The organism is Xanthomonas citri pv. citri, from assembly GCF_000961215.1.
GTDB lineage: Bacteria > Pseudomonadota > Gammaproteobacteria > Xanthomonadales > Xanthomonadaceae > Xanthomonas > Xanthomonas cissicola.
The window spans coordinates 3,991,871-4,013,702 of the sequence record NZ_CP008998.1 but is presented as its reverse complement, the minus strand read 5'-3'; the positions used below and the strand labels follow the sequence as shown (position 1 = coordinate 4,013,702).

At 64.6% G+C, this 21,832-nt stretch carries 16 protein-coding genes, 1 other RNA gene and 1 pseudogene; 8 read left to right on the top strand and 10 right to left on the bottom strand.

Going from position 1 to position 21,832, the window contains the following annotated elements; genetic code table 11:
• Positions 1-11: 11 nt before the first annotated feature.
• A complete protein-coding gene (locus AMD14_RS17760; protein WP_011052270.1) occupies positions 12-629 on the bottom strand; it encodes an HAD-IA family hydrolase in 618 nt (205 codons plus the stop codon).
• A 297-nt stretch (positions 630-926) separates the two neighbouring features.
• Here AMD14_RS17760 and AMD14_RS17755 point away from each other — a divergent pair, with 297 nt between their 5' ends.
• The 6 genes from AMD14_RS17755 to azu all read left to right on the top strand — a co-directional run bounded on the left by AMD14_RS17755 (position 927) and on the right by azu (position 7,789).
• Positions 927-3,209 (top strand): TonB-dependent receptor, encoded by a 2,283-nt coding sequence (locus tag AMD14_RS17755; RefSeq protein WP_015463573.1) that lies wholly within the window; start codon positions 927-929, stop codon positions 3,207-3,209.
• 69 nt (positions 3,210-3,278) lie between these two features.
• Entirely contained in the window at positions 3,279-4,886 is a 1,608-nt protein-coding gene (locus AMD14_RS17750; RefSeq protein ID WP_040107666.1) for a flavin monoamine oxidase family protein, read from the top strand.
• Entirely contained in the window at positions 4,883-5,308 is a 426-nt protein-coding gene (locus AMD14_RS17745) for a c-type cytochrome (RefSeq protein WP_003486090.1), read from the top strand. Before AMD14_RS17750 ends, AMD14_RS17745 begins: the two co-directional genes overlap by 4 nt.
• Positions 5,309-5,332: 24 nt before the next feature.
• Positions 5,333-5,836, top strand: coding sequence for a RidA family protein (locus tag AMD14_RS17740; protein WP_005911968.1), 504 nt, complete (start codon positions 5,333-5,335; stop codon positions 5,834-5,836).
• A 30-nt stretch (positions 5,837-5,866) separates the two neighbouring features.
• Positions 5,867-7,069: a pyridoxal phosphate-dependent aminotransferase gene (locus AMD14_RS17735; RefSeq protein ID WP_011052267.1), complete on the top strand. Its 1,203-nt coding sequence runs from the start codon at positions 5,867-5,869 to the stop codon at positions 7,067-7,069.
• 270 nt (positions 7,070-7,339) lie between these two features.
• Positions 7,340-7,789 (top strand): azurin, encoded by a 450-nt coding sequence (azu, locus tag AMD14_RS17730; RefSeq protein ID WP_011052266.1) that lies wholly within the window; start codon positions 7,340-7,342, stop codon positions 7,787-7,789.
• A gap of 83 nt (positions 7,790-7,872) precedes the next feature.
• Here the strand turns inward: azu and AMD14_RS17725 are convergent, their stop codons facing one another.
• Together AMD14_RS17725 and hemL are read right to left on the bottom strand one after the other, a co-directional pair.
• On the bottom strand, positions 7,873-10,644 hold the full coding sequence (locus AMD14_RS17725) for a winged helix-turn-helix domain-containing protein (protein ID WP_011052265.1): 2,772 nt from the start codon (positions 10,642-10,644) through the stop codon (positions 7,873-7,875).
• A gap of 531 nt (positions 10,645-11,175) precedes the next feature.
• Positions 11,176-12,465 (bottom strand): glutamate-1-semialdehyde 2,1-aminomutase, encoded by a 1,290-nt coding sequence (gene hemL, locus AMD14_RS17720; RefSeq protein WP_011052264.1) that lies wholly within the window; start codon positions 12,463-12,465, stop codon positions 11,176-11,178.
• A gap of 301 nt (positions 12,466-12,766) precedes the next feature.
• On the opposite strand from hemL, the pseudogene AMD14_RS24905 reads away from it, so the two are divergent.
• Positions 12,767-15,946, top strand: a pseudogene (locus tag AMD14_RS24905) (TonB-dependent receptor domain-containing protein).
• Between the two features lie 832 nt (positions 15,947-16,778).
• Here AMD14_RS24905 and thiE read toward each other — a convergent pair.
• Positions 16,779-17,417, bottom strand: a complete 639-nt coding sequence (thiE, locus tag AMD14_RS17705) for a thiamine phosphate synthase (RefSeq protein WP_011052259.1) — start codon at positions 17,415-17,417, stop codon at positions 16,779-16,781.
• Positions 17,418-17,440: 23 nt separating this feature from the next.
• On the opposite strand from thiE, the gene AMD14_RS17700 reads away from it, so the two are divergent.
• The gene (locus AMD14_RS17700) at positions 17,441-17,680 is read left to right on the top strand and encodes a rubredoxin (RefSeq protein ID WP_015472658.1); all 240 of its coding nucleotides are present in this window, start codon (positions 17,441-17,443) and stop codon (positions 17,678-17,680) included.
• 145 nt (positions 17,681-17,825) lie between these two features.
• Here AMD14_RS17700 and AMD14_RS17695 read toward each other — a convergent pair whose 3' ends face one another.
• The 6 genes from AMD14_RS17695 to ssrS all read right to left on the bottom strand — a co-directional run bounded on the left by AMD14_RS17695 (position 17,826) and on the right by ssrS (position 21,811).
• Positions 17,826-18,707, bottom strand: coding sequence for a SirB1 family protein (locus tag AMD14_RS17695; protein ID WP_011052257.1), 882 nt, complete (start codon positions 18,705-18,707; stop codon positions 17,826-17,828).
• A 169-nt stretch (positions 18,708-18,876) separates the two neighbouring features.
• The gene (locus AMD14_RS17690; RefSeq protein ID WP_011052256.1) at positions 18,877-19,326 is read right to left on the bottom strand and encodes a DUF192 domain-containing protein; all 450 of its coding nucleotides are present in this window, start codon (positions 19,324-19,326) and stop codon (positions 18,877-18,879) included.
• A 162-nt stretch (positions 19,327-19,488) separates the two neighbouring features.
• Positions 19,489-20,136, bottom strand: a complete 648-nt coding sequence (rpiA, locus tag AMD14_RS17685) for a ribose-5-phosphate isomerase RpiA (RefSeq protein WP_011052255.1) — start codon at positions 20,134-20,136, stop codon at positions 19,489-19,491.
• Positions 20,137-20,238: 102 nt separating this feature from the next.
• Complete coding sequence (locus AMD14_RS17680) at positions 20,239-20,709, bottom strand: EVE domain-containing protein (RefSeq protein WP_005911942.1); 471 nt, start codon at positions 20,707-20,709, stop codon at positions 20,239-20,241.
• Entirely contained in the window at positions 20,706-21,296 is a 591-nt protein-coding gene (locus tag AMD14_RS17675; protein WP_005911939.1) for a 5-formyltetrahydrofolate cyclo-ligase, read from the bottom strand. Before AMD14_RS17675 ends, AMD14_RS17680 begins: the two co-directional genes overlap by 4 nt.
• 331 nt (positions 21,297-21,627) lie before the next feature.
• Positions 21,628-21,811, bottom strand: a non-coding RNA gene (ssrS, locus tag AMD14_RS23940) — 6S RNA.
• Positions 21,812-21,832 lie beyond the last annotated feature (21 nt).

Genomic DNA, 21,832 nt, shown 5'->3' with positions numbered 1-21,832 from the left:
GGGGCCTGGTTTCATGCAAGTCCGTATCGCTTCAGCACTCGCCGCAACGCGCGGGCGTCGCGCACGGTGTCGGCGTGCAGGCCGGCCGCGCGTGCGCCACGCACGTTGACGAACAGGTCGTCGACAAACAACGTGCGCTCGGCGCGTTGCTCAAGTTGCGCAAGCGCGCGCTGATAGACCGGCACATCCGGTTTGCGGCCGCCCAGTGCACCGCTGCACAGCACGCGGCCCCGCAACAACGGAAATAGCGATGGCACGATCCGCTCGATCGCTTCTGCCATCAGCGGGCCATTATTGGTGAGCACCGCCACCGCCGTAGTCGTCGATACCGCCAGCACCTGTGTCACCACCGACGGGTCGGCGCGGCAGGCCGCCACGCGCGCATCGACCCAGGTAGCGCGATCGATCGGCTGCCCCAGCCCTTCGCTCAACTGCGCCAGATACGCCTGCGTGTCGATCGCACCAGCATCGTAGGCGCGCTCCAGACCCTGCGCGAACAACACCTCATGCACGCGCTGCGGTGAGCAACTCGCCGCTGCTGCAAGAGCGGCCATGCGCCGTGGCCGCGCGTAGTGAGCAAGTACGCCGTCGAAATCCAGCAACAGCAGCGATGGAGGTGAGGGCGACATGTGCGTGCTCGTGCGGTGGCTGCGCAGCGTTATCGATTCGGCGCGGCATGGCAAGCGCGCAAGACCTGCAATGCAGGACATTCGCGCAGGTAGGTGGTGTCGCTACCTATTCAGAGTTTTGAATTCGGCAGCGACCTACCCGCCTGCGCCGACCCCACCCGCCGTACCAAAGTTGCGGAGCATTCGCGCTGGTTATGGTCACTGCACGCCGCATCCGCGGTATCAGCCGGTCTCGGGGGAGCGCCCGGTCACTCAGCACGCCACACGTCTCCAGGGGTTGATTGCATGCCAAAGTGCTTGAATACCGATCAATTGGCGACCTCGGTCGCCTATATCCTCGCCACCACCCGCCCGCGCCACGCGCTGGCGTCCATGACCCTGCTGCTGGCCGGCGCGCAGAGCTTGCCTGCGCTGGCGCAAGACGCACGCACGCTGGATGCGGTCAGCGTGGTGGGCACCGGCTCCACGCGCACCACCGCGTCCATCTCGGTGGACGAGATCCAGGCGCAGGTGCCCGGGGTAGCGCCACAGCAGCTGTTGGCCAGCCTGCCCGGCGTGAACGTGCAGACCACCGACCCGTTCGGGCTGTATGAGTTCGGTGATTCGATGACGATCCGCGGGTTTTCCGCCAACCAGATCGGCGTGACGTTGGACGGCATTCCGATCGAAACCTTCGACACCCGCGAAGGCGGGCCGATCACCCGTTACGTGTCCAGCGAGAATCTGCTCGATGTCACGGTGTCGGCTGGTTCGGGTGACGTCACCCAGCCGTCGTATCACGCGTTGGGCGGTGCGATCCGTTACACCAGCCTGCCACCGAAGGGCGGCGACAGCTGGAGCGGCAATCTCACCCAGACCATTGGGTCGGACGATCTGGTACGCAGCTTCGTGCGCCTGGACACCCCGGACTGGTGGGAGGGCGGCCCCAGCGCGTATCTGTCCGCCTCGCGCACGCAAGGCGGGGTGTGGGACATGGAGCCGGCCACGCAAAAGAGCGACCACTTCGAAGCCAAGATTCGCCAGGCCTGGGATGCAGGCAGCCTGACATTGGGCTGGATCTACAACAACCGCAAAGACTACGACGTGCAGTCGTACAACTCCGACGGTTCGGTGTCCTGGGATCTGCATGAGCGCATCACCGGCAACCCGGAAGTGGATGCCGAGCACTACAGCGAATGGCAGAACGGGCGACGCGATTCCTTGCTCAGCCTGCACGGCGATTTTCTGTTCAACGATGCGATCGGCTTCACCTTTACCGGCTATTACGAAAACAAGCATGGGTATGGCGTCGGCGGCACGCCGCCGAGCACGGCGACGGGCTTGTACAACGATGCCATCGCCGGCACGCCGGGGCGCACCGATATCGCCATCAACGATCCGCAGATCGTCGATGCCAACGGCAATGTCACCCACGTCGGTGCGATGACGCGGCGCGAGGAAATCATGGGCGGCGATCGCTATGGCCTCACAACGTCGGTATCGTGGGAGACCGAGCACAACAAACTCGAAGTCGGTGCGTGGTACGAAAACTACGATTTCGATCAGGTGCGCCCGCTGTACAACCTGGATCCGGCCACCGGCGCATTGCTCAAAAGCGCGCTGCCGATCGTGATCTACTACGACAACCACTTCTCCACCGAAGTGAAGCAGCTCTACATCAAGGACACGCTGCGCCTGCTCGACGACCGGCTCACGATGGAATTCGGCGCCAAGGGGCTGGATGTCAAACGCGACTACAACGGCATCGCCAATCTCGACGACTTCAATGTCGGCATACGCCGCGATGTCACCATCAAGAACAGCGATTGGTTCCAGCCGCAGGTCGGCGCCAGCTTCCAGCTCGCCGAGGGTGTGCAGGTGTTCGCCAACTACGCGGAAAACTTCAGCTCGGCGCCGCGGCTGGCGCTGACCTCGGGTGCATTCAACCCGGATATCGCACCGGAAGAATCCACCAACATCGATATCGGCATCCGTGCCGAATCCACGCAGTGGAGCGGCTATCTCGCCGCCTACAAGATCGATTACGAAAACCGCATCATCGCGCTCACCGACCCGGACCCGCTGGTGGTCGCGCCCACTGTCTACGCCAACGTCGGCGACGTGCAGACCTACGGCACGGAAGTCTCCGGCATGTGGAAGCCGGCCCCGGGCTGGCGGTTGGGCGCATCGCTGACCTGGAACAAGTCCGAATTCCAGGACAACTATTTCGGCCCGGTCAGCGGCAACCTGGTGCAGGTGGAAGGCAACGAGGTGCCGGATGCGCCGAAGGTCATGTTCAGCGTCAACGGCGGTTGGGAAGGCGCGCATTTCTTCGCCAACCTCGATACCAAATACACCGGCAAGCGCTATGGCGACACGCTCAATACCGATCGGGTGGATGCCACCTTCATCGTCAACGGCAGCGTCGGGTATCAGGGCGGGGACAGCGGGTTTCTTGCCGGTGGCCGGTTGCAGCTGTCGGTCTACAACCTGTTCGACAAGGACGATGCGATCGGTGCGGTGTTTCCCAACGAAAGCTCCGGTTCGTATCAGTTGATCGCACCGCGCCAGCTGTTCGCCAGTCTGGCGTACACGTTCTGAGGTGCAGCCGCGGCCGGCAAGGTTGCCGGCCGCGTGCGTTGGTCCATGACATGCAGGGGACGTGCGTTGATGCAAGGCAATCACACGGGAGCGATGACGCGGCGGCAATTGCTGGCGCGCATCGGCATGACCGCCGGCGGCGCAATGATGTATCAGGCGATGAGCAGCCTGGGCATGGCGGCCGAGTCCACCTTCAAAGGGCCGCTGCAACTGGATGGCGACCCCAAGGGGACGTCGGTCTTGATCCTCGGTGCCGGGCTGGCCGGGATGAGCGCGGCGTTCGAGTTGCGCAAGGCCGGTTACCGCGTGCAACTGCTCGAATACAACGACCGCCCCGGTGGCCGTAAGTGGACCCTGCGCGGTGGCGACCGCTATGCCGAGCTAGGCGGGGCCACGCAGCATTGCCAGTTCGACGACGGGCTGTACCTCAATCCAGGGCCATGGCGCATTCCGCATCACCACAAGGCGGTGTTGAGCTACTGCAAGCAGTTCGGCGTGGCGCTGGAAGCGTTCAATCAGGTCAATTACAACGCGCTGCTGCACAGCCAGAAAGGCTTCGGCGGCAAACCGCAGCGCTTTCGCGCCATCGACGCCGATTACAAGGGCCATGTGTCCGAGTTGCTGGCCAAGTGCACGCAGCAACACGCCCTGGACGCGGCCGTCAGCCGCGAGGATCAGGAGCTGCTGCTGGAATCTCTGCGCACCTGGGGCGCGCTCGACCAGAAGTTCGGGTACGTCAAAGGCAAGGACAGCAGCGAGCGGCGCGGGTTTGCGCGCTATCCCGGTGGCGGCTTGTCGGGCAGGCCGGAATTCTCCGATCCTTTCAGCGTGCAGGACGTGCTGCGCTCACGCCTGTGGACCACACTGGCGGCTGGCAACAACTACGAAATGCAGACCACCATGTTCCAGCCGGTGGGAGGCATGGACCAGATCGGCAAGGCATTCGCGCATCAACTGGGGAATGCCATCACCTATAACGCCAAGGTCACTAAGATCGATCAGGACGGCAGCGGCGTGCGCGTGTCCTGGCAGGATGCGGCCCGTGGCGGCGAAGAACGCCTCGCCAGTGCGGATTGGTGCATCTGCACCATTCCGTTGTCGGTGCTCAGCCGCATACCGGTCACTGCCAGCGATGCGATGACCACGGCGATCGGCAAGGTACCGTACGCGGCATCGGTGAAAGTGGGCCTGCAATTCAAGCGCCGTTTCTGGGAAGAAGACGAAGCGATCTACGGCGGCATCAGTTACACCGATCTGCCGATCACCTTGATCAGTTATCCCAGCACCGACTACCACAGCCCGGGCAAAGGCGTGCTGCTCGGTGCCTATGTATGGGGGCTGGACGCCTACCAGTTCACCGCGATGCCCCCGGAGCAGCGCGTGCGTAAAGCGGTGGAGTACGGCACCCAGCTGCATCGGCAGTATCCGCGCGAATTCGAAAACGGCATTGCGGTCGGCTGGCACCGCGTGCCGTTCACGCATGGCTGCTTCGGCATGTGGAGCGAGCAGGCGCGCGCCGAGCATTACGAACCGCTGTGCCAGATCGACGGCCGCCTGGCGCTGGCCGGCGAGCACGTGTCGTACATCCCGGCCTGGCAGGAGGGTGCCATCCTGTCGGCACACGATGTGGTTGGCCGCCTGCATCGCAAGGTCATTGCCCAGGGAGCGCGCGCATGAGTCTGCTGCCAAGAGCGTGCGGCGCCACGGTTGCGCTCGCCATTCTCGCCTTGTTGCTGCCGCCCAACGTGCGCGATGCGCAGGCGCAGAGTTCCGATGCCACGCAGTTGTTTCCGCAGCAAGGCTTCGCCAAGGCCTCCGGTCAGGACGTTTACCAGGCCATCTGCCAGGGCTGCCATATGCCGGCCGGCCGTGGCGCGCAAGGTGCCGGCGACTATCCTGCGCTTGCCGGCAACCCCAAGCTGGCTGCCGGCCCGTACGTGACCATGATGGTGCTCGACGGCCACGCGGGGATGCCGGGTTTCGCCGACATGCTCGACGACCGCCAGGTGGCCGAAGTGGTGAGTTATGTGCGCACGCACTTCGGTAACGACTATGCCGAGCGCGTGACCATCGACGACGTCAAATCGCTCCGCCGCTGATCTTCTCTCCTACAAGGAATTGCCATGCCACGTTCCATCACGACCGTTCTTAGCGCCGCAGTAGTGTGGGCTGCCGGTCTCGGTGCCGCGCACGCTGCCGAGGTGATCCGCCACAAGATTCCCAACAGCGATTTCCCAATTGCTGCTGCGGTGGAAATTCCCGCCGGCAAGGCCACGGTGTATGTCAGCGGCAAGGTGCCGGCGGTGATCGATACCAATGCGCCCAAGGATTCCGCTGCTGCCTATGGCGATACCAAGGCGCAAACGGTGAGCGTGTTGAACCAGATCAAGCAGCAGCTAACCACGCTGGGGTTGGGCATGGGCGATGTGGTGAAGATGCAGGTGTTTCTGGTCGGCGATCCGGCGATGGGCGGCAAGATGGATTTCAACGGCTTCATGGAAGGGTATCGCCAGTTCTTCGGCACCAAGGAGCAACCCAATCTGCCAGCGCGCTCGGCATTCCAGATCGCGGCATTGGGTAACCCGCTGTACCGGGTCGAGATCGAAGTTGTTGCCGTGCGTCCCTGAGTCCGCGTCTTCATCCTGCTGGAGTTTGTCATGAACACTGCTCTTTCGCGCCGCACGTTTCTACGCGACTCCGCGCTGTTTGCCGGCGCCGCCGGTGCCGCCAGCTTGCCGCTGCTGGCCAGCGCCATCGAACGCTCCACTGCCATTGCGCCCACGCCGGCAACGGCGCTGACACCGGTAATGATCGACTCCAATGAATTTCCGGAGGGACCGTCGGCTGCCGCAGTAAGGGCCATCGCGCAGATCGCACCGCAAGGCGGGAGGTATCTGCGCCAGGTACAGATGGAATTGATGACCACCCTGGCTGCCGAGCTCAAGCTGCCGGTGGATCATCTGATGGCGTACGCCGGGTCCACCGAACCGCTCGACTACACGATGCTGGCATTCACTTCGCCCAGCGCCGCGTTGGTCACTGCCGACCCCACCTACGAATCCGGCTGGCGTGCGGCAACCCGCAATGGCGCGCGCTTGATCAAGGTGCCGCTGCGCAAGGATTTTTCGCACGATGTACAGGCCATGTGCGCGGCCGATGCCAACGCGGGCGTCATCTACATCTGCAACCCCAACAATCCCACCGGCTCGGTCACCGCACGCAAGGACTTGGACTACGCATTGGCGCACAAGCCCAAAGGCAGCGTGTTGGTGGTGGATGAGGCGTATATCCACTTCGCGCAAAGCACGCGCAGCATGGTCGACATGGTTGCCGCAGGCGAAGACGTGGTGGTGTTGCGCACGTTTTCCAAACTCTATGGCATGGCCGGCATCCGCCTGGGCTATGCGGCCGCGCGCCCGGACCTGCTGGCCAAGCTGAAGTTCTACAGCGTCAACAGCTTGCCGGTCACCGCCGCCGCTGCCGGGCTGGCCAGCCTGCGCGATCCTGCACTGGTGCCGCAACGGCGCGCGCGTACCGCCGCTACCCGCACGGATGTGATGGACTTTCTCGCGCGTCAGGGCTATGCGTGCACTGCCTCGGAGAGCAATTGCTTTATGGTCGATGTGAAGCGCCCCGCGGCTGGCTTCAAGGACGATATGGCCACCCATGGCGTGTTCATCGGTCGCAGCTGGCCGGTGTGGCCCACCTGGTCGCGCATTACCGTGGGCACCGACGCGGAGATGGCGCGCTTCAAACACGCGTTCGTGCAGGTGGTTGCCGGTAACCGCGGCCCGCTGCCGGCGCCGGGCGTGGCGACTGCAGCGGCCGATCCGATGGATGCATTTTTCCGTTACGCCTAGAGCGTGTTATGCACTTGGAGGTGAGAGTGTTGGCCGCTGACGGCCAACCCTCCGGGAAGCGCCCTGTGGCGCGCCGAGGCAAGGCGCGCAACGCGGTATCGGCGCGCCACAAAACGCTTCGCACGCACCTCCTTGGTCGATGCGCCCGCTGCGCAGCCGATGCGGGCGTGATGCGCTGCTGATTGTGCATCGGCTACTCTGGCACTGTCGGCCTATCGCCCTCACCGCCGCATCCGCTGTGCTGCAACTTCCCAACGCAGGAGTGTCCTCTTGAAGCTGTTTTCCACGATTGCCTTGTGTGCGCTGGCGCTGATGGCGCCGGCGGCATGGGCACGGACGTGCGCGGTGACCATCACCGGCAACGATCAAATGAAGTTCGACCAGAGCACGATCAAGCTAGCCCCCGAGTGCACGCAGGTGGAGCTCACGCTCAAGCATTCCGGCAAGATGGCCGCCACCGTGATGGGGCACAACTGGGTGTTGACCAAGTCTGCCGATTTCCAGGCGGTGGCCAATGCCGGCGTACGTTCGACCATCGCCGACAGCTATCTGCCCAAGGCCGACGCGCGCGTGATCGCGCACACCAAGGTCATTGGCGGCGGCGACAGCACCACGGTGAGTTTCCCCACCAGCAAGCTGAGCAAGGGCGCAGACTACACGTTCTTCTGCTCGTTCCCCGGGCACTGGGCGATGATGAAGGGCACGCTGACGTTCGGGTGATGCGTGCGGGGCGGCCAACGCTGTCAGGCCTGGCCGCCACACGTGCAAACCTGCGTTGAACGCAGGATACATGCGGATCTGGGTCAGTCAGGTTGTAGCGGCTGATCTGCATGCTGGTTGCTTCCACGCAACAACCCGCGCTGCAATGCCTGCGCAAGCGCGCCTTCGCGGCTGCGCGCGTCGAGCTTGCGGTACAGGTTTTTCAGATGGAATTTGACCGTGTTTTCCGACAGGTGCAGGCAGCGTGCGATCTGCTTGTTGGAATAGCCGCGCGCCAGTTGCGCCAGCACTTCCAGTTCACGCTCGCTGAAGATGTCGCCGGCCGGATCGTCGTCGCCGCTGAGGCGTTCGAGCAACGCCTGGATGGTCAACGCACGCGTGGTGCCGCCCACGGTCTGCGGGTCGTGCTGGCGGAGCGAGCGCAGCATCGCCTTGGCCGGCAAGCCCAGTTCCACGATGGCCTGCCAGCTTTGCGTGAGCGCGACATGGTCCAGCGCGCTGTACAGATACGGCAGGGCGGCGACCAGTTCGCCGCGTTGCTGCAGTACCAGCGCGATGCGTGCACGGGTGCGCGCCAGATGGCAGACATTGTCGTTGGCCAGGCAGGCCTGCTCGATCTGCCCGAGGATGCTCAGCGCTGCGCTGCTGCGCCCGGCCAGGCGATGCCAGCGGGCCAGTGCGAAACCCATCGCCGCCCGATCGTGCCAGCGGTGCGGCGAGCGCAAGGTGTGCGCCAGGCCCGATTCGCCGCCGGTACGTGCGATCAGCACATCGATGGCAGCGTTGCCTGGATGTTCCAGCAACAGCATCAGCCGCCATGCTGCAGCCAGTTCCGACAAGCGCGCCAGCTTGCGTCCGTGCGCAATCTGTTCGATATGCTCCAGCAACAGCAACGCACTGCGTCCGCTGTGGTCGCGCACGCGTTCCAACCCCAGCGCGGTGCCGTATCCGGCGGCCAGCACGTCCATGCCCCCATCGTGTTGCTCCAGCAATTCCAGCGCCGGGTGCAGCAGGTCGGCTGCATCGTCGTGGTGGCCGCGTTCGTAGTGCGACTGCGCAAGCAGGCACTGAGCGGCGGCCTCCAGCACCCGATCCAGTTGCGGGGTACGTGCGCACCAGCTCAGTGCTTGTTGATAGCAGGCTTCCGCATCGCTGAGCCGGCCGCGATAGAACAGGCTCTGCCCCAGCGACAACATTGCCTGGCTGGCACCGACGTCGCTACCGCCGCGCTGCATGGTGTCGCGCGCGTTGCGCGCGTAGCGCTCGGCAACCGCGAACGCGCCTTGCGCAATCGCGGTGGTGGCGCAGATGCAGAGCAACATGCCGCGGCCGAGATGGTCGTCTTCATCCAGTGCGCCGGCCTGGGCGGCGATCTGGGTCAGGCCATGCGGGTTGCCGCAGATTTCATCCAGACGGTCGCGCAATAGCGCCACAACCACGGTGTAATCGCGCTGGAGCGGCTCGCGTAGCGCAGCCGGAAAATCGCGGAAGCGCTCCAGCAACAGGCGTGCGTGGCTGAACTCGCCAAGCCTGATGTGCAGATGCGCCTGGGTGAGATTGAGCGCGGGCGTGTCGCGAATGGTGCGGTGGTCGAAATGGCGCAGTAGTGCGCGCACTTCATGCGTGCCGTGAGTCAGCAGCAGCTGCCAGGTGCCGGCGCGTGCGATGTAGCTGGCGGCAAGTTCGCCGCAGTTGCCGCGCCACGCATGCCGCACCGCTTCGGCAAGATGCTGGTGATCACCGAACCAGCGCGCTGCGCGTTGATGCAGCTGCACGCTCTGCCCTGGATGTTCGCGGTCGAGCAGTTGCTGCAAGAAGTCGGCAAACAGCGGGTGATAGCGGAACCATTCGCGCTCGCCATCCAGCGGCACCAGCAGGCCATGAAAATGCTCCAGCCGTGCCAGCAAGCGGCCGCTGTCCTCGCGCTGGCGCACTGCATCGGCGAGCGCGGCGTTGAAGCGTTCCAGCGGGCTGGTGCGTAGCAGGAGCTCGCGGGTGTCCGGGTCCAGATCGTTGACCACCTGTTCGGCCAGATACGCGGCAATCTGCGCGCTGCGCCCTGAGAAACGTGCGGCGACTTCCTGCTGACGTTGGGTATCGCCTTGCAGCCACAGCCGCGCCAGTTGCAGCGCCACTGGCCAGCCTTCTGTGTAGTTGCGTAGTTCGTCCACCACAGGTGTTGGCACGTGCGGGCCTAGCAACGCCTGCGCTTCGGTGTTGTCGAGCGCCAGCTGCGTGCTGCCGATGCGGCTGAGCTGCGCGTGCAGATCCAGCCGCGCCAGCGGCAGATTGGGCACGCGGCGGGTCGCAAGCACCAGATGCAGACGCCCACCACTGTGTTCGATCAGGCGTAGCACCAGTTCATCGACAGGGCTGCTGCCGAGTCGGTCGTAGTCGTCGAGAATCACGCTGATGCGGCGGGGCGCCGCGCGCAGCGCGCGAATCAGCAATGCCGTCGCGTCGCGCGGGTCGTGATCGCGGTTGTGCAGCACGGTGGCGCACAGCGCGTGATCGGCGCCTGCGTTCTGCAGCGCCAGCGCAAGATGGCCGAGAAAACGCGCAGCGTCGGCATCTTCTTCGTCCAGCGACAGCCATGCCACCGGGCCCTGCTCGCGCGTACTCAGGTGCGCATGCCACTGCGCCAGCAGCGTGGTCTTGCCGAATCCGGGTGGGGCGAGCAATAGCGTCAGCGGGCGTGCCTGCGCCTGATCCAGCGCAGCCAGTAGCGCGCCGCGCACCACCGCGGCGGGGCGCGGCAACGCAGGCTCCAGCTTGCCGGCAAGCAGCCAATCGGGAATCGCGGGGTCGCGCGAGGGTGACGGGCGCGGGGTGAGCAGCGCAACAGGCTTGAGCATGAGGCGAGAGCGGCCGTATCGAGCGTCGACAGCGTGCCGGCTCGGCACGCTGCAGATCGGGGTGAAACAGCGGCAATGCAGCGTAATCACCTGATTCGGCGACGACGGTGCAGCGGCTGCTTCGAGGGTCCCCACCCATGCCCGTCCCTGAGCACCTTTCAGAAACATATGACAGCGACAGGACAAAAGCAAAGTGTGCTGCGCCGAGTTGAGGACTTCACCGCGGCAGATGCGCCTGCTTGTGCGCAGGTGAAGGAACGCTAGAGGTCGCCTGGTGCCGGTGGTGCGCGTTCGGAGGCACCGCCACACAGCCTTAGGGCACGCGGTCACGCGTACCGCCTTGCAGGTGCTGCTGGCGCAAACGAAATGCGCTACCCGCACAGCCAGACTTACATGCAACTCCGGTGAAGCGAACCTCGCCAACATTCTGAGCAACCGCAAGTGCGGCACGATCACGCGCACCGCAAACCCTCAAGGCCGCGCGCTAACTGCTCACCGATTCCCAACTCCCCATTCCCGATTCCCAGCCGATCAGCGCGCCACTTCCGCAAATGCCTCGCGCGCTGCCGCCAGCGTGGCGTCGATCACCGCCTCGTCGTGCGCACTGGACATGAAGCCGGCTTCGTACGCCGAGGGCGCCAGGTACACGCCCTGCTGCAGCATCGCGTGAAAGAATCGGTTGAAGGTGGTGATGTCGCACGCCGTGGCCTGTGCGTAGCTCTCCACGATGTCGTCGGTGAAGAACAGCCCGAACATGCCGCCAACCTGGTTGGTGGTGACGGCGATGCCGGCTGCGCGCGCAGCATCTTCCAGGCCTTCGCACAGCATGCTGGTGGCCTCGCTCAAGCGCGTGTGGAAGCCCGGCTCCTGCACCAGCTCCAGCATCGCCAGGCCTGCAGCCATGGCCACCGGGTTGCCCGACAAGGTGCCGGCCTGGTAGATCGGCCCGGCCGGAGCAACCTGCTCCATCAAGTCGCGGCGGCCGCCGTAGGCGCCCACCGGCATGCCGCCGCCGATGATCTTGCCGAAGGTGGTCAGGTCCGGGGTGACGCCGTAATGCGCCTGCGCACCACCGAGCGCGACGCGGAAGCCGGTCATCACTTCGTCGAAGATCAGCAACGCGCCGTGCCGCGTGCACAGCGTGCGCAGATGCTGCAGATAGCCGGCCTGCGGCGGAATGCAGTTGGCGTTGCCGACCACCGGCTCGATGATCACCGCCGCCACCTCCGCACCAATCTCGTCGAACAGCGCGGTGGCGCCCTCGAAGTCGTTGAAGCTCAGCGTGGCGGTCAGCTCGCTCAGCCCTGCGGGTACGCCGGGCGAGGTCGGTACGCCCAGGGTCAGCATGCCGCTGCCGGCCTTGACCAGAAACGAGTCGCCATGGCCGTGATAACAGCCTTCGAACTTGATGATGCGATTGCGCCCGGTGGCGCCACGCGCCAGGCGTACCGCCGACAGCGTCGCTTCGGTGCCGGAGTTGACCATGCGCACCATCTCGCAGGAGGGCACCAGCCGGGTGATGGTCTGCGCCATCGCTACTTCGGCTGCGCACGGTGCACCGAACGAGAGCCCGTTGCGGATCGACTGCTCGACCGCTTCGCGCACGGCGGGGTGGTTGTGCCCGGCAATCATCGGCCCCCACGAGCCCACGTAGTCGATGTAGCGGTTGTCGTCGACATCGAACAGATATGGGCCATCGGCGCGCGCCACGAAGAATGGCTCGCCGCCGACCGACTTGAACGCCCGTACCGGCGAGTTGACGCCGCCGGGTAGCAAGGTCTGCGCCTGGGCGAACAGGGCGTGGGAGCGGGAATGGTTCATGCGCAGATCCTTGAGGAGTACCGATTGGGGGCATCGACGCCCGGCAGCGGGCATCGCGTCCGCCATTGTCAGGCCTGCGGCCTCGCGCGCCTACCCGCAGGGAGCCCGCCTACCCGTCGGAGTGGGCGGGTGGGGGAACTCGGCTGCCTATGATCGAACGCGACGGGATCGACAGTTTGGAATGAGCTGATGGCGCCCCGTCATTGGCATCCGGCTGTAGATGTTCAGAAAGTGTGATTTCGGTAGCCGATGGCACCGTTCATTTGTCGCTTGCCGACAGTTCAAGACCTGGGGAGAGAGCATGAACCGTAGTATCCAGAAGCGTGCCTTGGCATTGGCCTTGGTCGTGGCCATGGGCAGCGTCCACGCGCAGTCCACCACCGGCAGCATCGTCGGTAGCGTGGGGCAGGGCAGTGGCACGAGCGTGCTGGTGGAAAACAACAGCGGCTTCAGCCGCGAGGTGCCGGTGGACGCGCGCGGTCGCTACACCGCCGGCAATCTGCCGCTGGGCACCTAAAAAGTGACGGTCAAGCGCGAAGGCGCGGTGGTGGAAACGCGCGAGAACGTCGCCATCACCGTCGGGGCCAATACCGACGTGTCGTTTGCTGCCAGCGCCGCGGGGAGCGGCGTGCAGACCCTGGACAGCGTCACCGTCAGCGCCGCCAGCCTCACCACCATCGATGTCAGCAGCGTCGATACGCGCACCGTCGTCACCGCCGAACAGTTGCAGCAACTGCCGCTGGGCCGTACCGCCGAAGCGATCGCGCTGCTGGCACCGGGGGTGGTGGTCAACAGCGGCGGTTTCGACAACGGCCCGCTTGGCGGCTCGCTCCCCAGCTTCGGCGGCTCGGCCGCCAGCGAGAACGCGTACTACCTGAACGGTTTTAACACCACCACCATCAGCAACAACCTGGGCGGCCTCACCCTGCCGTACGGCGCCATCGACCAGCAGGAAATCTTTACCGGCGGCTACGGCGCGCAGTACGGCCGCGCCAACGGCGGCGTGATCAACCAGATCGGCAAGCGCGGCACCAATGAGTGGAAGTTCGGCGCTGCAGTGATCTGGGAGCCGAACGGCCTAAGGGCCAATCAGCGCGACATCTATTGGCGCCCGGACAGCCAGGGCAGCACCATCAACAACGCTGCCTATCGCTATGCGCGTGCGGCCAATGGCCTGTATCAGCCCGCCAGTGAGGCCGAAGCCAACCAGACCACCTACAGCGCCTATGTCGGCGGACCCATCATCCAGGACAAGCTGTTCTTCTTCCTGGCCGCCGAGCAGGTGAATTCTGACGGCGTGCGCGTAGGCACCAATCGCGACACCGACAACGGCCGCACCGGCGGCCTCACCGACTACGACTACAAGCAGAAACGCTGGTACGCCAAGGTGGACTGGAACATCACCGACAACCATCTGATCGAGGTGACCGGTGCCAGCGACGTCGCCGAAACCAATGGCTCGATCTATCGCTACGATTATGTTGCGCGTGAGCGTGGCGCCTACTTCACCGACGAATCCACCTGGAAAACCGGGCCGACGCTGTTCACCGGCAAGTACACCGGCTATCTGGGCGACAACCTCACCGTGACCGCCCTGTACGGCAAGATGAGAACGCCGGACGAACTGACGCCGTTCAACTACAACGCCGCCAATGGCCCGGTGATCAATAGCGCCGCATTGCAGAATCCTGCCTACACCGGCGGCACACCGCGCATCGGCAACCAGCTGGTCACTTCGGTCAGCTCGCCGGACCGCGAGTACAAAAAAGACAACCAGCGCCTGAATCTGGAATGGCGCATCGGCCACCACACGCTCAACTTCGGTATCGATAACCAGAAGTCCGAAGGTATCGATGTCGGCTCGATCCTCTCTGGCCCCGGCTTTGCCTGGACCTACGGACAGACCAACGACCCGTACGGGCTGGCCACCGGCGGTCTGGTCAGCCAATCGGCCAATGAAGCCGGCGGCATCGGTGCGCCAAGCCCGGGTTTGGTGGATCCGGTCAACGGATCCAGTGGCTACTACGTGGTGCGCAACATCAACACCAGCCTGTATTCGTACGAGGCCAAGCAACGCGCCTACTACATCGAAGACAAGTGGCAGGTCACCGACAATCTGCTGCTGAGCCTGGGCTTGCGCAAGGACGAGTTCACCAACTACACCCCGTTCGGCGATCCCTACATCGAAATCGACAACGCGTGGGCGCCGCGCCTGGGCTTTAGCTGGGACGTCAATGGCGATTCCAGCTTGAAGGTGTTCGGTAACCTTGGCCGTTACTACCTCGGTCTGCCGCTATCGGCGGTGAGTCTGTTCACCCCGGCCACCATCACCGATACCTACTACACCTACAGCGGCATCAATGCCGACGGCACGCCGATCCTGGCGCAGCAGCTGGGTTCGGCGGTGTCGGCCAATTCGCGCTTCGGTCGCATTGCCGACGTACGCACCGCGGTGGCCAAGGACATCGAAGGCGAAAACCAGGACGAACTCATCCTCGGGTTTACCAAGCAACTCGATAGCGGCTGGGTGCTGGGCGTGCGCGGCACGCATCGCCGCCTCAATGCCGGCATCGACGACCAGAACTACGATGTCTCCAATACCGCGTTGATCGATGCGGCAGCGGCGCAAGGCGTGACCATCGATTTTTCCAAGGTGGCGGGCGCATCGTTGATCAATCCGGGCCAGACCAATACCTGGGGGGTGATTGGCACCGATGGCCAGTTCCACGAAGTATCGGTGAGCCGTGAGGCGGCAGGTTTCCCGAAGTTCAAGCGCAATTATTCGGCGGTGGAATTCAATCTGGAGCGTCCGTTCGACGGCAAGTGGTATGCCAAGGTCAACTACGTCTGGTCGCATAGCTACGGCACCACCGAAGGCCAGGTGCGTTCGGATCTATGGCGCACCGGCGGCGCGCTCGGTAGCTATCAGGGCCAGGCCTCGGTCTCGACCACGCAGAGCTGGGACCACGCGGCGTTGATGGAACACTTCAACGGCGATCAATCCAACGATCATCGCCATCAGCTCAAGTTGTTCGGCTTCTACCAGTTCACCCCGCAATGGGGCGCCTCGGCCAATTTCAGCCTGATCTCCGGCGCTCCGCACAACTGCCTGGGCAACTACTACGGGACCGAATACAGCGGCCGCGATCCGGCCGGCTATGGCGGCAGTGCAATTACCGGCGGCCCTTACCACTACTGCTACAACCCGCAGACCGGCACCGGCGTGGCATCGCCTCCCGGCTCGCAGGGGCGCCTGGGCTGGATCGCGCAGCTGGATATGGGCGTGACCTACAAGCCGGCCTTTGCCGACGGCAAGCTTGCAGTGCGCTTTGACGTGTTCAACATCACCAACGAGCAGACCGCGACCAACATCTACCCGTTCTCGCAGCTGCCCGACAACACCACCAACCCGCTATGGGACCAGGTCGTCGCCTATCAGGCGCCGCGCTCGGGCCGGGTGACGTTGAGCTACGATTTCTAATCGCGTCATTTGATACTGCAGTCCCGGCAGCGACGCGTGGTGGCACGCGTCGCTGTTTTTTGTTTCGGGGATGGCGGTCGAATTGGGGCGGCTCTGCTGAGTGAAGACAGACAGCCGGCTTGCTGAGCGCAGTGCACTTGATCTCGGCGTTCGGCTAGCAGGGGTACGTCATGATCGCCTGTATGCATCGCTTTCAATAAAACTGCCAGCAAACTGTCTGGCGAAGGCACCGCGCACGCGACGTTCGAGGCGACGCGATGCAGTGAAATACATGTCGCGGTCTTGAAGTGGATTGGACGGTTTGTATGACCAAGCCTAGGAGCCTTAGATCTGCTTCTTGGCTGCAGGGCCCTTGCCCGCCTACCATCGCGGGACACGCTGCAAGTACGTCCCTGTAAGCTCTTACGCGGCATCCATGCCGCGTAAGGTCCCGCGCCGGTAGGCGGGCAAGGGCCTGTCGCGTTGGTTGGTGTGCATGTGAGAGCAGCGCTTGAGGCGCTTTCCACATCGGTCAATCACCAGCTTCTCTTGTCATTCTCTCGTCGTGCCTGGCAAGTGCCATAACGAAGCAATCGGCAGCAGCGTGGCCGCCCATGCAATGACCCGCTCTCGGTTGGCCGCCAGCCAACTTTCTGGTGCGGTGTCCTCGCCACTTGCGGGACCGTTGGCGGCATGGATGCCGTCATCGAGCCTCCAAGGACGGATTTAAGGCGTGTCCCGCGAGCGGCGAGGGCACCGCGCGCGCGACGCACCCGGCTGTTCACCCAAGCGATGCAGCGAAATGAAAAACACGCTGTCTTTAAATCGATTGAAGCGCTTGGATGAACAACTTTCAAAGCTTGCCGCGCTGAGCCGCAAACCCTGCGCGATACCCCTGTACCGCTGCGACCGGATCCGGCGCCGCGTACACGCCACTGACCACCGCAATGAGATCGGCACCCGCAGTCACCAGCGCAGGCACCTGCGCTGGTGCGATGCCGCCGATCGCCACGCGCGGCACGTCAAGCTCGGCCGCTTGCTGTAGCAGCGCAGGCGTTGCGCGCCGCGTGGTCTGCTTGGTGGTGGTGGGGAAGAACGCACCGAACGCGACATAGCTCGCCCCGGACGCCGCCGCTGCGCGCCCGCGCTCGATATCGTCGTAGCACGACACCCCGATGATGGCCTGCTCGCCCAGCAGCGCGCGCGCTGCCGCCACGTCGCCATCGTCTTCGCCCAGATGCACGCCTTGCGCACCGACCTGCGCCGCCAGCTGCGCATCGTCGTTGATGATCAACGGCACGCCATGGGCCGCGCATGCCTCGCGCAAGGCGCCGGCCTGGCGCAGCCGCAGCGCCGCATCCGCCTGCTTGTTGCGGTATTGCAGCCAAGTGATCGACCCCAGCAACGGGGCCGTGCGCAGGAGCAAGCGCTGCGTGTTGGGCTCGTCGGGGGTGATCAGGTAGACGCCGCGAACGTTAGGACGGTTGGGCATGGCAACGCTTCCGAAAGCGGTGGATGGGATGGGACAATGCAGGCCCACTGTTGCATGGCCGCGATTATCCGATGAGCGAGACAGCCACGACCACCTACCGCACCTGGATGTGCGTCGTCTGCGGGTTTCTCTACCACGAGGCCGACGGCATCCCCGAAGAAGGCATCGCCCCGGGTACCCGCTGGCAGGACGTCCCCGACACCTGGACCTGCCCCGATTGCGGCGTGACCAAGGAAGACTTCGAAATGGTGGAGCTCGACTGAGCTGCCGCCAACGGCGTGCAATCAGGCGGTGTTCTCTACCGTGATGCTGTTGCGATGGGGGCACGAGAATGCGTGCGTTGCCGAGAACCACACGGCGATGCCCTATCTGGGTAGCCTGGCCTACCCAGCCAGCGCGTAGACCGGCTCAATGCGCCCGCGCGCGCTGGCTGTTCAATTCCACCAGGTGTTCATGCAGATTAGCCGCGTCCTGCGCGCCCGGGTTGAGCACCAGGTAGCGCGAGAGATCGTGGCGTGCGCCGTTGCGGTGGCCCAGATGCAGATAGGCCATGCCGCGGTCGCGCAGGGCCTCGGGTTGGTCGGGCACCAGCTTCAGGATGCGGTCGGCGCTGCGGGCGGCGCGGTCCCATTGCTCGGCATCGGCATAGACGCCGTGCAGGTTGCGCAGGATGCGGATCAAGATCGCGCGGTGCGGGGCGGGGTCGAGAATCTGCGCCAGCGCGCGGTCGTCGGGAATTTCGCCGCCCAGATGCGGGCGCGCACGCTCGCGCAGCTCATCCACGCCCAGCGGACGGCCGCCATTGAACGGGTCCATCACCAGCACGCCGTCATCCACCGGCAGACGCACCAGGAAATGGCCGGGAAACGACACTCCCGCCAACGGGATGCCCAGCCGGCGCGCCACTTCGATCTGCACCATCGCCAGCGAAATCGGATTGCCCAGCCGGCGCTCGAACACCTGGTTGAGGTAGCTGTTGCGCGGGTCGTAATACTCGTCGTGATTGCCCGAATAGCCCAGCTCGTCGAACAGGTAGCGATTGACCGCCGCCATCTTCAGCGGCCAAAGATCGATTGCCTCCACTTCCCGGCGCAGATGCTCGACGTGGCTCTGCACCAGCGTGTCGTACAGCCCGGCATCCAGCTGCGGATACTCGTCGCGCGCGATCAGCAGCGCGGTGGACATCAACGGCACCGCATCGTCGTCCAGGCTGGCGAGCGCGGTCCAATGGGGAAGTGGGAGCATGTCGACCATGCTGCCAAGAGTGTCGGCAAGCGGCGCAGGGTTCAAGTCCGGTACTTCCTGACAGGGACACGGGCCGCATGCATGCGTAACGCCGACAGGCGGCGCTGCGTCCGACGGCCGCAGGCGCCGTTCGGGAAGGTGACGCGCAGGTCTCACCCATCGGCAGGCCGCCATGCCCCTGGCTGGCATGGCCCTAGAGCCTGCGCGCAGCCGCTTACTTGAGCGTCGGGATGTCCGGGCTGAAGCGCAGCGTGGCGCCATCCTTGAGGCCGAGCTTGGCGGCCTGGCCGGCATTTAGCTCCAGCACGTAGCGCGCGGGCTGCTTGCTGGGGTAGGGCGGACAGGCGTCGCCGGCCGAACACGGCGGCACATCGCGCTGCTGGGAAACCAGCCGGCGCTGCTCATCGAAATACAGGATATCCAGCGCGATTTTGGTGTTCTTCATCCAGTACGCCATCGGCTCCTGGCGGTCGTGGATGAACAGCATGCCGCGGTCCTGGTCCATGGCATCGCGAAACATCAGCCCCTTGGCGCGATCGGCATCGTTGCGCGCCAGTTCTACCTTGTAGCGCGTGCCTGCCAGTTCCACCCAGCTGTCGCCGCTGCTGGCGCAGCCGCCAAGCAGGACCAGAAGCGCAAGGATCATAAAACGAACACAACGCATGCGGCATACCAACTGGCAAGGATGCCGCACGATCTGCCAAGCGGCCGTGTGCGTCAAGCTGCTGCGGTGCGTTGTGCGGTTGCTGCAAGCGCGATGTGTGCGACCCGCCATCGCTTCGCAATGCGGGCCGTCACTGCGCATGCGAAGGCCCGCACGCGATCCTCAGATCACCTGCGGTGGCTCGCCGCCCACGATCACCACGTCGGCCGGGCGCCGCGCGAACAAACCCACGCAGACCACGCCGGGAATCTGGTTCAAGCTGCGCTCCAGGCCCACCGGGTCGGTGACTTGCAGGTGATGCACGTCCAGCACCACGTTGCCGTTGTCGGTCACCACGCCATCGCGCCACACCGGCTGGCCGCCGGTCAGCGCCAGGATCTGCCGGGCGACCAGGCTGCGCGCCATCGGAATCACTTCCACCGGCAGCGGGAACTTGCCCAGCACCGGCACCTGCTTGCTCGGGTCGACGATGCAGATGAAGCGCTCGCTGGCTTCGGCGATGATCTTTTCGCGCGTCAGCGCTGCGCCGCCTCCCTTGATCAGGCAGCGGTTCGGGTCGCACTCGTCGGCACCGTCCACGTACAGCGACAGATTGCCGGTGTGATTGAGGTCCAGCACCTCGATGCCATGCTGGCGCAGGCGCGCGGTGCTCTGTTCGGAGCTGGACACGGCGCCCTTGATGCGATGGCCGATGCGGCCCAGCGCGTCGATGAAGTAAGCCACCGTCGAACCGGTGCCCACTCCGACGATCATGCCGTCTTCCACGTAATCGATCGCTTTCTCGGCGGCCAGGCGTTTTGCTTCGGACATGGGTAAGAGCTCGGGATTCGTGATTGGGGAGTCGAGATTCGTCAAGGCGGTGCAACGCGGGCGGGCAGTGGGTCAATCTCCAATGCCCAATCCCGATCACGGCTATTCCATCGCCAGCAACACTTTCCACTGCGCGGCGGTGACCGGCAGGATCGACAGGCGGTTGCCGCGCGCGATCAGCGGGAAGCCTTCGCCAAGCGCATCGGCCTGTTGCTTGATTTCGTCCAGCGAAATCGTGCGTGTGAGTTTGCGCTCGAACGCCACGTCCACCAGCATCCAGCGCGGGTCTTCGCGCGTGGACTTGGGATCGTGGTAGTCGGAGGACGGGTCGAACTGGGTGTCGTCCGGATACGCCGCGCTCGCCACCTTGGCGATGCCGACGATGCCGGGCACCTTGCAGTTGGAATGATAGAAAAACACGCCGTCGCCCACGTGCATGCCATCGCGCATGAAGTTGCGCGCCTGGTAATTACGCACGCCGTTCCACGGCTCGGTGCCGACACGTTCCAGATCATCGATGGAGAACGTGTCCGGTTCGGACTTCATCAACCAGTAGCGCTTGCGGGCAGTCATTCGGAAACGGTGTCGTCTTTCAGGAAGGTGGCGTGTTCGGTACAAATGGCGTCGACCGCCACATCCCATGCTTCGGAGGGCAGGGCGGGCACCTGCTGCGCAGCGAAGCCAACACCGACCAGCCAGGGAGGCGGCGCCTGGCGATGCCGGAACGCGAAGCTGCGATCATACCAGCCGCCTCCCATCCCCAGCCGACGGCACGCCGCATCGAAACCGGTCAGCGGCGTGACCACCAGTGCCATCTCCTCCGGTGCCAGCGTGTCGGCGCGTGCCACGTCCGGCTCCGGAATGCCGTAGCGATTGCTGACCAGCGGCTGGCCCGGCCGCCATGGCGCAAAGCGCAGCACGCGCCCATCCAGTACCGGCAGGCAGTAGCGCAACCCCGCCGGCAGGGCCAGCTGCCAGCGATGCAACCCAATTTCCCCATCCATCGCCCAGTAGCCGGCCACGGCGCCGCCATGCGGTGCGAACGGCAGCGCCAGCAAACGCTCCGCCAACGCATCGGCTGCGGCCAGGCGCTGCGCCGCCGGCAGGCTGCGGCGGTGTGCGCGCAACTGCTGGCGCAACGTATCTCGGTCCTCGGTCATCGGTGTCTCGCAGCGCAATCGGTGTCGCATTGTCGAATGCGCGCACGCGCCTGCCTAGCGTGCGTGCGATGCGGGCCGCAGCTGCGCCTGCGCTGCGGGCGTGCCGATAGAGCCGTACGGTGCGCGCACTGCCGGGACATGTCCCCTGCATCTGCATCTGCACATGCAGGGGCGATGCAGCGTGCGCGTCGCCACACGCGGCAACGCCACCGACACAGCACCAGCGCCGCGACCGCGACCGCAACACACCGGCAGTGCAGCTTCAGCCAGCGCACGTCAGACCATCAGACGCGCAAAAAGAAACGACGCCCGAAGGCGTCGTTTCAGATTTGCATTCTCCGCCGTGACGATGCGGGCGAAACGACCTTGAACCCGGGGTTCAAGTGGGGACGTTGTGAGGCCATCGGGCTTCCCGCTACAAGGCGGACTTGCACACCCGGCTTCGTCGCGCCCCCGTGGTCGTAATTAAGGGACAAGGCGAATGTTTTGCACGCTGTCGTTTACCGCAGAGAACGCAGGGGAATTATAGACCTCTG